General features: G+C 58.2%; 14 protein-coding genes. All 14 read left to right on the top strand.

Annotation, left to right across the window (positions count from 1 at the left end):
* Positions 1–6 precede the first annotated feature (6 nt).
* From K3177_RS11430 to K3177_RS11495, 14 genes are read left to right on the top strand one after another with little or no spacing between them, the layout of a single operon-like run.
* Positions 7–1,212, top strand: a complete 1,206-nt coding sequence (locus tag K3177_RS11430; RefSeq protein WP_420493673.1) for an NADH-quinone oxidoreductase subunit D — start codon at positions 7–9, stop codon at positions 1,210–1,212.
* Positions 1,212–1,880, top strand: coding sequence for an NADH-quinone oxidoreductase subunit NuoE (gene nuoE / locus K3177_RS11435; protein ID WP_103023759.1), 669 nt, complete (start codon positions 1,212–1,214; stop codon positions 1,878–1,880). The genes K3177_RS11430 and nuoE overlap by 1 nt, the downstream gene beginning before the upstream one ends.
* Positions 1,880–2,020, top strand: a complete 141-nt coding sequence (locus K3177_RS11440; protein WP_158246628.1) for a hypothetical protein — start codon at positions 1,880–1,882, stop codon at positions 2,018–2,020. Before nuoE ends, K3177_RS11440 begins: the two co-directional genes overlap by 1 nt.
* Positions 2,020–3,312: an NADH-quinone oxidoreductase subunit NuoF gene (gene nuoF / locus K3177_RS11445; RefSeq protein ID WP_196846070.1), complete on the top strand. Its 1,293-nt coding sequence runs from the start codon at positions 2,020–2,022 to the stop codon at positions 3,310–3,312. Before K3177_RS11440 ends, nuoF begins: the two co-directional genes overlap by 1 nt.
* Positions 3,312–5,321 (top strand): NADH-quinone oxidoreductase subunit NuoG, encoded by a 2,010-nt coding sequence (gene nuoG, locus K3177_RS11450; RefSeq protein ID WP_221598357.1) that lies wholly within the window; start codon positions 3,312–3,314, stop codon positions 5,319–5,321. Before nuoF ends, nuoG begins: the two co-directional genes overlap by 1 nt.
* On the top strand, positions 5,321–5,485 hold the full coding sequence (locus K3177_RS11455; protein ID WP_158246629.1) for a hypothetical protein: 165 nt from the start codon (positions 5,321–5,323) through the stop codon (positions 5,483–5,485). Before nuoG ends, K3177_RS11455 begins: the two co-directional genes overlap by 1 nt.
* A complete protein-coding gene (gene nuoH, locus K3177_RS11460) occupies positions 5,482–6,528 on the top strand; it encodes an NADH-quinone oxidoreductase subunit NuoH (RefSeq protein WP_103023762.1) in 1,047 nt (348 codons plus the stop codon). The genes K3177_RS11455 and nuoH overlap by 4 nt, the downstream gene beginning before the upstream one ends.
* Positions 6,525–7,010 carry an NADH-quinone oxidoreductase subunit NuoI gene (gene nuoI, locus K3177_RS11465; RefSeq protein ID WP_050601230.1) on the top strand — a complete coding sequence of 162 codons (486 nt, stop codon included), beginning with the start codon at positions 6,525–6,527 and terminating at the stop codon, positions 7,008–7,010. Before nuoH ends, nuoI begins: the two co-directional genes overlap by 4 nt.
* 26 nt (positions 7,011–7,036) lie before the next feature.
* Positions 7,037–7,657, top strand: a complete 621-nt coding sequence (locus K3177_RS11470; RefSeq protein ID WP_221598533.1) for an NADH-quinone oxidoreductase subunit J — start codon at positions 7,037–7,039, stop codon at positions 7,655–7,657.
* Positions 7,654–7,959, top strand: a complete 306-nt coding sequence (gene nuoK, locus K3177_RS11475; RefSeq protein ID WP_103023764.1) for an NADH-quinone oxidoreductase subunit NuoK — start codon at positions 7,654–7,656, stop codon at positions 7,957–7,959. The genes K3177_RS11470 and nuoK overlap by 4 nt, the downstream gene beginning before the upstream one ends.
* A 6-nt stretch (positions 7,960–7,965) precedes the next feature.
* Positions 7,966–10,026, top strand: coding sequence for an NADH-quinone oxidoreductase subunit L (gene nuoL / locus K3177_RS11480; protein WP_221598358.1), 2,061 nt, complete (start codon positions 7,966–7,968; stop codon positions 10,024–10,026).
* A complete protein-coding gene (locus K3177_RS11485) occupies positions 10,026–11,570 on the top strand; it encodes an NADH-quinone oxidoreductase subunit M (protein ID WP_221598359.1) in 1,545 nt (514 codons plus the stop codon). Before nuoL ends, K3177_RS11485 begins: the two co-directional genes overlap by 1 nt.
* Entirely contained in the window at positions 11,570–13,033 is a 1,464-nt protein-coding gene (gene nuoN, locus K3177_RS11490; protein WP_221598360.1) for an NADH-quinone oxidoreductase subunit NuoN, read from the top strand. The genes K3177_RS11485 and nuoN overlap by 1 nt, the downstream gene beginning before the upstream one ends.
* Positions 13,030–13,752, top strand: coding sequence for a biotin--[acetyl-CoA-carboxylase] ligase (locus K3177_RS11495; protein ID WP_221598361.1), 723 nt, complete (start codon positions 13,030–13,032; stop codon positions 13,750–13,752). The genes nuoN and K3177_RS11495 overlap by 4 nt, the downstream gene beginning before the upstream one ends.
* Positions 13,753–13,754 lie beyond the last annotated feature (2 nt).

The following is a 13,754-nucleotide window of genomic DNA, read 5'->3' on the forward strand; positions in this document are numbered from 1 at the left end:
CACGCCATGCATTTAGAACAGTCGCCGACTACCGGCGACGAGGTGATCACCAACTACACGATCAATTTCGGACCGCAGCACCCTGCGGCGCACGGAGTTCTTCGTATGGTGATGGAACTCGACGGTGAGATCATCGAGAGGGTCGATCCGCATGTCGGCCTGCTGCATCGCGGCACCGAGAAGCTGATCGAGCACAAGACGTATCTGCAGGCGCTGCCCTATTTTGATCGGCTCGATTACTGCAGCCCGCTCGCGCAGGAATACAGCTACGTTCTTGCGATTGAGAAGCTGCTCAACGTCCAGGTGCCGGAGCGCGCTCAATATCTGCGCGTACTATTCGCCGAATTGACCCGCATCTGCAATCACATGCTCAACATCGGTGCGCACGTCATGGACGTCGGCGCCATGACGCCCAACCTTTGGGTCTTCGAGCTGCGCGAAGACTGTCTGAATTTCTTCGAACGGGCTTCCGGAGCGCGCATGCACAGCGCGTGGTTCCGTCCAGGCGGCGTCCATCAGGATGTACCCGAGAAACTGCTCGTCGATATCGGCAACTGGATCGACACGCGGCTGCCCGAACTGTTCGGTGATGCCATGAGCCTCGTTCTCGACAATCGCATTTTCAAGCAGCGGAACGTCGATATCGCTGTGGTGAGCAAGGACGATGCGGTGTCTTGGGGCTTCTCCGGCCCGATGATCCGCGCAGCGGGCATTCCATGGGATCTGCGTAAGAGTCAGCCATACGATGTGTACGACCGTATGGAGTTCGACATTCCCGTCGGCACCAATTCGGATTGTTACGACCGCTTCGTGGTTCGCGTAAAGGAAGTGTACGAAAGCGCCAAGATCATGAGGCAGTGTCTGGCACAAATGCCGGGCGGCCCGATCTGCTCTGACGATCGCAAGGTTTCGCCGCCCAAGCGCGCGGAAATGAAGCAGTCGATGGAAGCGCTGATCCACCACTTCAAGCTGTATACAGAGGGCTTCCACGTGCCGGCCGGTGAGGTCTACGTGGCGACCGAAAGCCCCAAGGGTGAATTTGGCGTCTATCTCGTCAGCGATGGCTCGAACAAACCTTACCGCTGCAAGATACGTCCGACGGCTTTCAGCCACCTCCAGGCAATGGATTTTATGAGCAAAGGTCACATGCTGCCCGACGCCACTGCCATTCTCGGCGCCATCGACGTCGTTTTTGGGGAGTGTGATCGCTAATGGCCGACCGGAACCCCGCACCCGACACTCCCGAACTGCGTGAGCGCTGGGGTGCTTTCGAGTTTACCGAAAGCTACCGTGAGCGCGCGGACAAAGCGATTGCACGCTATCCCGAGGGGCGCCAGCGCTCGGCGGTGATGCCACTGCTCGACCTTGCCCAGCGGCAGGTCGGAGAAGAGACTAACACGCAGGGCTGGCTGCCACTGCCGGTGATCGAATATGTCGCCGACTATCTCGACATGCCGGTCATCCGCGTACTCGAAGTCGCCAGCTTCTATTTCATGTATAATATGAAGCCCGTGGGTAAGTACCACGTGCAGGTATGCGGAACGACACCGTGTATGCTGCGCGGCTCCGACGGCTTGTTCGAAACCTGTAAGAAGCGTGGCATGAGCAAGGGTCACGTCTCTGACGATGGCCTGTGGACCCTCACCGAGGTCGAATGCATGGGCAATTGCGCTACCGCGCCCATGGTCCAGATAAACGACGACAATTACGAGGATCTCACGCCCGAACGGCTCGACGCCATTCTCGATGAACTGGCCGCGGGCAAGCAGCCCAAGACCGGCACCCAAATCGAAGGCAAGCGCACCAGCGAACCTGAAGGTGGTCCCACCACATTGAAGGACATGGTCGGCGCAAACCACGATTACCGGGGGGAATGGTAATGGAAGTCGTCACCATCCTCGTTGCATTGGTACTCGCGTGGATCGCGTGGAAGGTTCTCGTCGGTATCGTTAAATTTGGCGCACTCGCGATTATTGCAGTCGCCGCAATCTATCTCCTCTCGCAAGGGGGCGCATTCTGATGCTTGCCGATAAGGACCGCATCTTCACCAATTTGTATGGCTTTCAGGACTGGGGCCTGAAAGCGGCGCAGCAGCGTGGCGACTGGGATGACACCAAGTCGCTGATCGCGCGCGGGCATGACGATATCATCGAGGAAATGAAGGCTTCCGGTCTTCGTGGTCGTGGTGGTGCTGGCTTCCCGACCGGCCTCAAATGGTCTTTCATGCCAAAAGAGAGCAAAGACGGACGTCCTAGCTTTCTGGTCATCAACGCCGACGAATCCGAACCCGGATCCTGCAAGGACCGCGAGATAATCCGCCACGATCCGCACAAGCTGATCGAGGGCGCGCTAGTCGCTGGTTATGCCATGCGGGCAAGGGCGGCATACATTTACATCCGCGGCGAATATATCCGCGAAGCGGAAACCCTGCAGGCTGCGATCGACGAAGCGTATGATGCTGGTCTGATCGGGAAAAACGCGAGCAAGTCGGGTTACGATTTCGATGTGTTCCTGCACCGCGGCGCAGGCGCCTACATCTGTGGCGAAGAAACCGCGATGATCGAGAGTTTGGAAGGCAAGAAGGGCCAACCGCGCCTCAAGCCGCCGTTCCCTGCAGGTGCGGGCCTTTATGGCTGTCCGACGACAGTCAACAATGTCGAATCCATTGCGGTCGTGCCGACCATTTTGCGTCGAGGAGCGAGCTGGTTCAGCTCTTTCGGTCGCGAGAACAACAAGGGTACCAAGCTGTTCCAGATCAGCGGGCATGTAAACAAGCCCTGCGTGGTCGAAGAAGCGCTAAGCATCCCGTTCAGCGAACTGATCGAAAAGCATTGTGGCGGCATCATTGGTGGCAAGGACAATTTGCTCGCTGTGATTCCGGGTGGATCATCAGTTCCGCTCGTTCCGGCCGATCAGATCTGGGACGCGCCTATGGATTTCGACGGGCTCAAGGATCTGGGGTCGGGGCTTGGTACGGCCGGCATCATCGTGATGGACAAGTCGACCGATATCGTCCGCGCGATTTCCCGGATCAGCTATTTCTACAAGCACGAAAGCTGCGGTCAGTGTACACCGTGCCGTGAAGGCACGGGATGGATGTGGCGTATGATGGAACGTCTGCGCACGGGCGATGCTGCAATCGAGGAAATCGACATGCTGCAGCAAGTCACCAAGCAGGTTGAAGGTCACACCATTTGTGCATTGGGCGATGCGGCAGCGTGGCCGATCCAAGGGTTGATTCGCCACTTCCGCCCCGAGCTTGAACGCCGGATCGAAGAACACAACGCCAAGTTTGCCGAGGCAGCTGAATAATGCCCAAAGTCACCGTAGACGGACAGGAAATTGACGCTCCTGACGGCGCGACCGTCCTGCAGGCCTGCGAGCTTGCCGGGAAGGAAATTCCGCGCTTCTGCTATCACGAACGGCTGAGTATCGCTGGAAACTGCCGCATGTGTCTGGTCGAGGTAAAGCCTGGACCGCCGAAGCCGCAGGCAAGCTGCGCGTTGCCGGCAACCGAGGGTCAGGAGATCCGCACCGATACGCCGATGGTGAAGACCGCGCGCGAAGGCGTGATGGAATTCCTGCTGATCAATCACCCGCTCGATTGCCCAATTTGCGATCAGGGCGGCGAGTGCGACCTTCAGGATCAGTCGGTTGCTTATGGCCGTGGTGGTTCGCGCTATGAAGAAAACAAGCGCGCGGTAACCGAGAAGTACATGGGGCCACTGATCAAGACGGTCATGACCCGCTGCATTCACTGTACCCGCTGCGTGCGCTTCAGTGAGGAGATCGCGGGGGTTGACGAGATCGGCGCAGTCGGTCGCGGCGAGGACATGCAGATCACCACCTATCTCGAGCAGGCAGCTGAGCATGAGCTGTCGGCCAATGTGATCGATCTGTGTCCTGTCGGTGCACTCACGTCGCGCCCTTACGCGTTCGAAGCGCGTCCATGGGAGCTCAAGAAGACGCTGAGCATCGACGTGTCCGATGCGATCGGTGCCAACATTCGGCTCGACAGTCGTGGTCGGGAAGTCATGCGTGCGCTCCCGCGCATCAACGATGACGTCAACGAAGAATGGATTTCCGACAAGGCACGTTATCAGGTCGATGGCCTGTCGAGGCGTCGGCTCGACAAAGTTTTCATGCGCACGAATGGCGGACTAAAGCCCGCGACCTGGGACGAGGCCTTCAAAGCGATCGCGAAAGCCAAACCCGGCAAGGACATTGCCGCAATTGCGGGCGACATGGTCGATTGCGAAACGATGTTCGCAGCAAAGTCTCTGTTGAAAGCCAGTGGTTCGTCCCTGCTCGAAGGTCGCCAGACGGGAATGGATTACGACGTTTCCAACCTCGCCGCAGTGAATTTCAATTCGACGCTGGCTGGTATTGAGACTGCAGACGCCATCCTGATCGTGGGGAGCCATATTCGCTGGGAAGCACCCTTGGTGAATGTGCGCATTCGCAAGGCAGTGAAACGCGGCGCCAAGGTTTTCGTGATCGGGGCGTTCTGGGACACGACTTATCCGGCAGTATTCCTCGGCGATGAGTTGTCGTCGCTGGGTGAACTGCCCGAAGCAGTGGCTGAAATCTTCAGTTCGGTCGAACGGCCCGCCATCATCATGGGGGGAGCGGCTCTGGCCCACGGCGCATTGGACGCTGGCCTTGCTTTTGCTGAGCAGTTCAATCTCGTCCGCGAGGGCTGGAACGGCTTCAACGTTCTGCATTTCAGTGCTGCGCGGATGGGCGGGCTGATGCTCGGCTTTGCGCAGAAAGGCGGGATGAAGGACATCGTCACGGCCAAGCCCAAGGTAGTCATCAGCCTCGGCGCAGACGAAATGGACTTCGAACCCTTCGCCGATGCGCTGAAGGTCTATGTCGGCCATCATGGCGACAAGGGCGCGCATGCGGCTGATATCATCCTGCCTGGCGCTAGCTACGCCGAGAAGGATGGAACCTACGTCAATACGGAAGGTCGCGTGCAGTTCGCCGAGAAGGCCGTGTTCGCACCAGGTGATGCTCGCGAGGACTGGACGATTCTCCGCGCCCTTGCCGACGCTCTGGGCGTTTCGGTCGGGTTCGACAGTTTTGCCGAGCTTCAGGCGGCAATGATCGCCGAAGTTCCCGCGCTTGGCGAAGAAGGTCTTGCTGATTTCGGTGCTATGCCCAAGGCGTCCGCCAATGTCAGGGCGGATGGCACCATTTCGGCCTATCCGATCAAGGACTTCTACCTGACCAATGCGATTGCGCGGGCAAGCGCAGTAATGCAACAATGTTCGGCTGAACTGCTTGGCGGCGGTGAACTGGCGGAGGCAGCGGAATAATGGCATTCCCGATCATACCACTCGCCATCATCGGTGCCAGCAGCCTTGCCGTCTGGCGCGGCTTCCGCAGCGATAACAGCAACAAATCCAGCGCCGCCAATGGCTGGCGCAACGAAGCCTATTCCACGCGCGAGAAAGCAGGGAAGGGCAGGAAGCACAAATGACCGAATTCTTCCAATCCCTCGGCATGAACTACGAATGGGCGTGGTTCGTTGCCACCATTGCCGGCATCCTTTTGATTGCTCTGCCGCTAATGCTGTCGGTGGCGATGATCATCTATGTCGATCGCAAAGTCTGGGCGGCGATCAACCTGCGTCGCGGGCCGAACGTGGTCGGCCCCTTCGGCCTGTTGCAAAGTTTTGCCGATGGTCTGAAGGTCTTCCTGCAGGAAACCATTATTCCGAGCGCGGCGAACAAGGGCATATTCCTGCTTGCGCCTATCCTTACCTTCACGGTGGCGCTTGCTGCATGGGCCGTCGTTCCTTTCAGTGCCACCGCAGTACTCGCCGATATCAATATCGGGCTGCTGTACATTCTCGCGATCAGTTCACTGTCGGTGTACGGCGTGGTGATGAGCGGATGGGCCAGTAACTCCAAATATCCGTTCTTTTCCGCCATGCGCGCCGCGGCTCAGATGATTTCGTACGAAGTCTCGATCGGGTTTATCCTGGTTTGTGTGGTGCTGTTCGCAGGTACATTCAATTTGAATGATATCGTACGCTCTCAGCAAGGGTTTGGCCTCGGCATCGTCAATGCCTATGTCATTCATCCGCTGCTGTTCCCGATGTGGGTAATGTTCTTCATTAGCTCGCTCGCCGAGACGCAGCGCGTTCCCTTCGATCTTACCGAAGCCGAAAGCGAACTCGTTGCCGGTTATCAGACCGAATATTCCTCGATGAGCTTCGCGCTCTTCTGGCTGGGCGAATATGCCAACATCCTGCTGATGTGCATTCTCAATGCCCTGCTGTTCTGGGGTGGCTGGCTGCCGCCGATCGACTGGGCACCACTGTATTACGTGCCCGGCATTGTCTGGCTTCTGCTCAAGACTTTCTTCTTCTTCTTCATGTTCAGCTGGGTCATGGCGACGGTTCCGCGCTATCGTTACGACCAGCTGATGCGCCTGGGCTGGAAGGTGTTCCTTCCTATCAGCCTCGGTTTTGTTGTTGTCATTTCGGGCTATCTGATGGCCACGGGACATTTCGGATGAGTATCGCGCAAACCATCAAAGCATTTACCTTGTGGGAGTTCGTGAAGGCTCATGCCCTCACGCTGAAGTACTTCTTCAAGCCCAAGGTGACGATCAACTATCCGTTCGAGAAGAACCCGATCAGTCCGCGATTCCGCGGTGAGCACGCGCTGCGTCGCTATCCCAATGGCGAAGAGCGCTGCATCGCCTGCAAACTGTGCGAAGCTGTCTGCCCCGCGCAGGCAATAACCATCGAGAGTGAACCGCGTGAGGACGGCAGCCGTCGTACCACGCGCTACGACATCGACATGACCAAGTGCATCTATTGCGGTTTCTGCCAGGAAGCGTGCCCGGTCGATGCAGTCGTCGAAGGGCCGAACTTCGAATACGCCACCGAAACGCGTGAAGAACTGCTTTATGACAAGGCGAAACTGCTGGCGAACGGGGACAAGTGGGAGCGGGCCATTGCCGCGAACCTTGAAGCCGATGCGCCGTACCGTTAGGGGCCCGCGCCAAGGGATATGACATGGTGATCCAGACGCTTGCCTTTTATCTTTTCGCTGCGCTCGTCATCGCCAGCGCCGTCATGGTCATCATGGCGCGCAACCCGGTGCATTCGGTGCTCTGGCTGATCCTCGCGTTCTTCAACGCGGCCGGCCTGATGGTTCTGGTCGGTGCGGAGTTCATCGCCGCACTCCTGGTCATCGTTTATGTCGGCGCGGTAGCCGTGCTGTTCCTCTTCGTGGTGATGATGCTCGACATCGATTTCGCCGAACTGCGCGCCGGGTTCGTAAAGAACTTCCCGCTCGGCATCATCATTGCGCTTATCCTGGCGGCGGAGCTGATTTTCGGCATCGGCGCCTACCAGGCCGGACGGATCGAACTCGGCGTTGCGAGTGGTGCAACGTCGCTGATCCTCGATGCGTCGAACACCGCCAGCATCGGTGCAGTCCTGTTCAGTGACTATCTCTTCCTGTTTGAAGCGGCCGGGCTTGTGCTGCTTATCGCCATGATCGGCGCGATCGTATTGACGCACCGCAAGCGGCCCGGTGGGCGCGGACAGCAGAACATCACCAAGCAGGTTCGTCGCAATCCGAACGAGGCAACCGTCATGAAGCAGCCCACCGTGGGCGAGGGGGTCGAGCTGTGATCGGTATCGAGCATTATATCGTGGTGAGTGCGATGCTCTTCGTACTCGGCGTGCTTGGCATCTTCCTCAATCGGAAGAACATCATCGTCATCCTGATGGCGATCGAGCTCATCCTGCTCAGCGTTAACATTCAACTCGTTGCCTTCAGCGCGTTTCTTGGCGATCTGGTCGGACAGGTATTTGCGATGTTCGTCCTGACCGTCGCAGCGGCCGAAGCCGCAATCGGGCTCGCCATTCTGGTGATCTATTTCCGTGGCCGCGGCACCATCGCGGTAGACGATGTCGACCGGCTCAAGGGGTAAGCCACGGTGCATTCGATACTCATCATTGTTTTTCTGCCGCTGATCGCGGCGATCGTTGCAGGGTTCACCAACAAGTCTGCGCCGAGTGTGTTCGCAAAAGCGATCACGACAGGCGCGCTCTTCATTGGCGCTGCGCTGAGCTGGCCCATTTTCCTGGGCTTCGTGGGTGGTACGTATGAGCCTACCGTCGTGCCCGTGCTCAAATGGGTTCAGTCCGGCACCCTGACGTTCGACTGGGCACTTCGGGTCGACACACTGACCGCGATCATGCTGGTGGTGATCAACACTGTATCGGCTCTCGTCCACCTTTACAGCTGGGGCTATATGGACGAAGACCCGGACCAGCCGCGGTTCTTCGCCTATCTCTCGCTGTTCACCTTCGCCATGCTGATGTTGGTGACGGCAGATAATCTGGTTCAGATGTTCTTCGGTTGGGAAGGCGTTGGCCTCGCGTCCTATCTGCTGATCGGGTTCTGGTTCCGGAAACCGAGCGCTGGCGCGGCTGCTATCAAGGCTTTCGTGGTCAACCGGGTAGGCGACCTCGGCTTCATGCTCGGGATATTCGGCACTTACCTGGTGTTCGACACCGTATCGATCAGTGAAATACTGGCTGCTGCGCCGGGCATGAGCGGAGCGACCATCGGCTTCCTGGGATACACTGTTCAGACAATGGACGTTCTGTGCATTCTCCTTTTCATCGGCGCGATGGGCAAGTCTGCGCAGCTTGGCCTCCACACCTGGCTTCCCGACGCGATGGAGGGCCCAACGCCTGTATCGGCACTGATCCACGCCGCCACCATGGTGACGGCAGGCGTATTCATGGTGTGTCGTCTGTCCCCGATGTTCGAAGCGGCTCCAGTGGCACTCGGTATGGTCACCTTTGTCGGTGCGGCTACTTGCATTTTCGCAGCGACAGTCGGTACGACGCAGTGGGACATCAAGCGGGTGATCGCGTACTCGACCTGTTCGCAACTCGGCTACATGTTCTTCGCTGCGGGCGTCGGCGCTTATGGCGCGGCGATGTTCCACCTGTTCACACACGCCTTTTTCAAGGCGCTGCTGTTCTTGGGCGCCGGTTCCGTCATCCACGCGATGCACCACGAGCAGGATATGCGCTATTACGGCGCGCTTCGTAAGCACATCCCGCTCACATTCTGGGCAATGATGGCAGGTACGCTCGCGATCACCGGTGTTGGCATCTACCATCTCGGCGGAGGCTTTGCCGGTTTCTGGTCGAAGGATGCCATCCTCGAGGTCGCCTACGGGCGCGGCACCGAGCTCGGTAACTTCGCTTTCTGGATGGGTACGTTCGCAGCTCTGCTGACCAGTTTCTACAGCTGGCGGCTCATGTTCTTGACATTCTGGGGCAAGCCGCGCTGGGCTGAGAGTGAGCATATTCAGCACGCCGTCCACCATGGCCATGATGCATCGGACGAACATAATCCTGCATCGCAGGAAGACGCCGGACATGATGCACATCATGCAGTGCCGTCCAAAGATTACGAAGCAGGCACGGCCGGCTATCATCCGCACGAAAGCCCACTGACGATGCTCATCCCGCTCGTCATCCTTTCGGTGGGAGCAGTGCTGGCCGGACAGGTTTTTGCACCGACATTCCTCGACGATGCAGCGTTCTGGGGTAGCTCGATCTTCTATAACGAACCGCTGATCCATGCGATGCATGGTGTGCCGTATCTCGTGAAGTATGCCGCCTTTATCGTGATGCTACTTGGACTGATTGTCGCGTGGTATGCCTATATCAAGGATACATCGGTGCCGGCGAAAGCTGCCGAACAGCTCGGCCCGGTTTACCGTTTCCTCTACAACAAGTGGTATTTCGACGAGCTATATCACTACCTTTTCGTTGTGCCGGCCTTCTGGCTTGGCCGCCAGTTCTGGAAGCTCGGCGATGTCGGCACGATCGACCGGTTCGGCCCGAACGGCGTTGCCTGGGTGGTCGAGAAGGGCGCCGTTGGTGCCAAGAGGTTCCAGACCGGTTATCTTTATAGTTATGCGCTAGTGATGCTCCTCGGACTTGTCGCGGCGATCACCTGGGTGCTGTTCTGATGGAGTTTCCCATCCTCTCTCTGATGCTCGCGGTTCCGCTCGTCGGCGCCATTGCTTGCCTGTTCCTCGGTGCGCAGAGTGCGCGCATGGTGGCTCTTGTCGCCACGCTCGCGAACCTCGCGCTGGGCGTCGTGCTGTGGCTCAACTACGACATCGGCGGAGCGCAGTGGCAGTTCGTCGAACGGGCCGAGATATTCGCCGGGTTCAGCTACGCTTTGGGTATCGACGGTATCGCACTGATGCTGATCATGCTGAGTGTGTTCCTCATGCCGATCTGCATCCTGGCGAGCTGGGATTCGATCACCAAGCGCGTGGGCGAATACATGAGCGCCTTCCTGCTGATGGAAGTCCTGATGATCGGCGTCTTTGCCGCTCAGGACATGTTCCTGTTCTACATCTTTTTCGAAGCAGGCCTCATTCCGATGTATCTTATCATCGGTGTCTGGGGCGGCGATAACCGTATCTACGCGTCGTACAAATTCTTCCTCTATACGCTTCTCGGGTCGGTGCTGATGCTGATCGCGATGATGTGGATGGTGAATGAAGCAGGCACGACCGACATTCCCACGCTACTGAACTACGATTTCGATCCACAGGCGCAAACCTGGCTCTGGCTTGCCTTTTTCGCCAGTTTCGCCGTGAAAATGCCGATGTGGCCGGTGCACACGTGGCTGCCGGACGCACACGTCCAGGCGCCGACCGCCGGTTCCGTGATTCTAGCGGGTGTTTTGCTGAAGCTCGGTGGATACGGTTTTATCCGGTTCAGCCTGCCGATGTTCCCGGAAGCGAGCGCTCAGTTTACCTGGCTGGTTTTCATCCTGTCGATGATTGCCGTGATTTACACTTCGCTCGTCGCTCTCGTGCAGAACGACATGAAGAAACTGATCGCCTACTCCTCGGTCGCCCATATGGCGATCGTGACGGCCGGTCTGTTCGCCTTCAATGCGCAGGGGCTTGAAGGTGCGATGATGGTCATGCTCGGCCACGGTCTCGTGTCGGGCGCGCTCTTCCTGTGCGTGGGTGTAATCTATGATCGGCTGCATACTCGCGAGATTGCACGGTATGGCGGGCTTGCCATCAACATGCCTAAATATGCGCTGTTCTTCATGCTGTTCACGATGGCATCCGTCGGACTGCCGGGCACAAGCAACTTCGTTGGCGAATTCCTTGCACTGGCGGGCCTTTACAAGGTTTCGACACTGGTGACGCTCGTTTGCACCACCGGCATCATTCTCGGTGCTGCTTACATGCTCTATCTTTACCGCCGCGTGGCTTTTGGCGAACAAATCAACGAAGATGCCGCGCGGATGCCCGACCTCAATGCCCGCGAATGGGCCATGTTAGCCCCAATCGCGGCCGCCGTGCTGTGGATGGGCGTTTACCCCGAAAGCTTTCTTGCCCCCATGCGTCAGGACATTGCCGCTCTAGAAGCGCGTATCGCGCGCGCCGCACCTCATTTCGACGCCGACAATGTGATCGGCACCCCGCGCGAGCATAACGCGAACTACGTCGCTGCTGCGCATGGCGAAGAGGGGGCGCACTGATGTCTTACGCGACGTCTTTTTACCTCACGGGCGCGGAAATCGGCCTGTCGCTCGCGGCGCTCGCTTTGCTGCTGGTTGCGGCATGGACTGGAACGAAATCGGCCAGGATGGTCACTATCCTCAGTGTAGCGGCCCTGGTCGGTGCTGCGATCTTCAGTATGGGTTTGTTTGAACGGGCCGCAGGTGAAGTCGCTGGCCGCGCCTATGGCGATCTCTATCGCGCTGACGCTTTCGGCAGCTTTGCAAAGATCCTGATATATTTAGCCGCTGCGGCCATTCTTGTAATTACACCGCGTTTCTTCACGCAACGGGCGAGCTACCGGGCCGAATATCCGGTGCTGATGCTGTTCAATGCTGTCGGCATGGGCATGATGGTGTCCGCCACCGATTTGATGACCCTGTATATCGGTCTCGAGATGTCTAGCCTGTCGAGCTACGTTCTTGCCAGCTTCCTCAAGGAAGACAGCCGATCCAGTGAAGCCGGCCTGAAGTATTTCGTTCTCGGTGCCCTGGCATCCGGCATCATTCTTTACGGTGTGAGCCTGGTCTATGGCTTCACCGGATCGACGAATTACGAAGGTATCCGCGCCTCATTCGATGCGGGTTTTTCGACCGGCGCATTGTTCGGTGTGGTTTTCGTGCTCGCCGGCCTGGCCTTCAAGGTTAGCGCCGTGCCGTTCCACATGTGGACGCCGGACGTTTACGAAGGCGCGCCCACGCCAGTCACGGCTTTCTTCGCTACCGCGCCAAAGGTAGCTGCCATGGCAATGCTTTTGCGCATGGCCATGGATCCGTTTGGCGGCGAAGTGGACAGTTGGCGTCAGATTGTCATTTTCGCGGCACTCGCTTCGATCGTGGTCGGTGCCCTGGGCGCAATTGGCCAGCAGAACCTCAAGCGCCTGCTTGCCTATTCATCGATCAATAACGTTGGCTTCATTCTCATCGGTGTTTCAGCTGCGACCCCCGCAGGCGTGTCTGCCTCGCTTACCTATTTGGCTATCTACGTTGCGATGGTCCTCGGAAGCTTCACCGCGCTGTTGATGCTGCGCGATCCCGCCGGCAACAATCTTGAGACGTTTACCGACATATCCGGTCTTTCGACCAAGCGACCGGCTCTGGCTTGGGCCTTGCTCGCGCTGATGTTCAGCCTTGCCGGTATTCCGCCCTTGTTCGGCTTCTGGGGCAAATTTGTCGTCTTCCAGGCCGCGGTACAGGCTGATCTTGTCGCTCTGGCTGCAATCGGCATAGCCGCGAGCGTGATCGGCGCTTTCTATTATCTGAAGTTCATCAAGGTCATGTTCTTCGATGAGCCGATGCGCGAGATTGAAACGGAGAGCCCGCCATCGCACTGGGCAGTGCTGGCGATCTGTGTCGCAATCATCTCGCCGCTCGGTTACCTCCTTACCTTGCCGCTTGGTGACTGGACGGCGCAGGCTGCAGCCTCTTTCGTCGCGGCGATGTGATCCGCTTCGTCACCGAAACCGGTTCTACCAATACGGACCTTGCTAGCGAACTGCGTGCGGGTATGGCAGTGCCCGAAGGCGAGTGGTTGGTAGCCGACCGACAGGTGTCGGGCCGCGGGCGCCAGGGGCGTGCTTGGTTCGATGGTTACGGCAACTTCATGGGCTCGACCGTGGTGCATCTGTCACCCCGTGATCCCAATCCGGCAACGCTTGCCCTTGTCGCTGGCGTGGCCGCATATGAAGCGGTGTCGGGCGTTCTAGCTGATCCGAGCTTACTGAAGCTCAAGTGGCCAAACGACCTTCTTCTGCGGAATGCGAAGCTCGCCGGCATCCTCCTCGAGCGGGAAGGGAATGCCGTGATCGTCGGTATGGGGGTCAATCTCGTCGCCGCTCCGGACTTGCCCGATCGCAGAACGATTGCTTTGACAAACTTCGGGCCGCCTCCGGACCGTGAAATCTTCGCACGTTCATTATCCTATGCGTTCGATCAGGAGCTTGACCGTTGGCGGACCTACGGGCTCGAACCTCTCATTCGGCGCTGGGAGAGTGTTGCCCACCCAAGAGGAGCATCTCTCACGGTTAATGTACCGGGCGAGCAGCGTATCGAAGGGGCATTCGACGGTCTTACAGCAGAAGGCACCCTGCTACTGCGCTTGGAGGATGGCTCGACGCGTGCCATTCACGCAGGTGACGTAATGCTCGCGGATGAAGGGAACTGAGC

It is taken from the genome of Qipengyuania pacifica (assembly GCF_019711555.1).
In the GTDB taxonomy this organism is placed as follows: domain Bacteria; phylum Pseudomonadota; class Alphaproteobacteria; order Sphingomonadales; family Sphingomonadaceae; genus Qipengyuania; species Qipengyuania pacifica.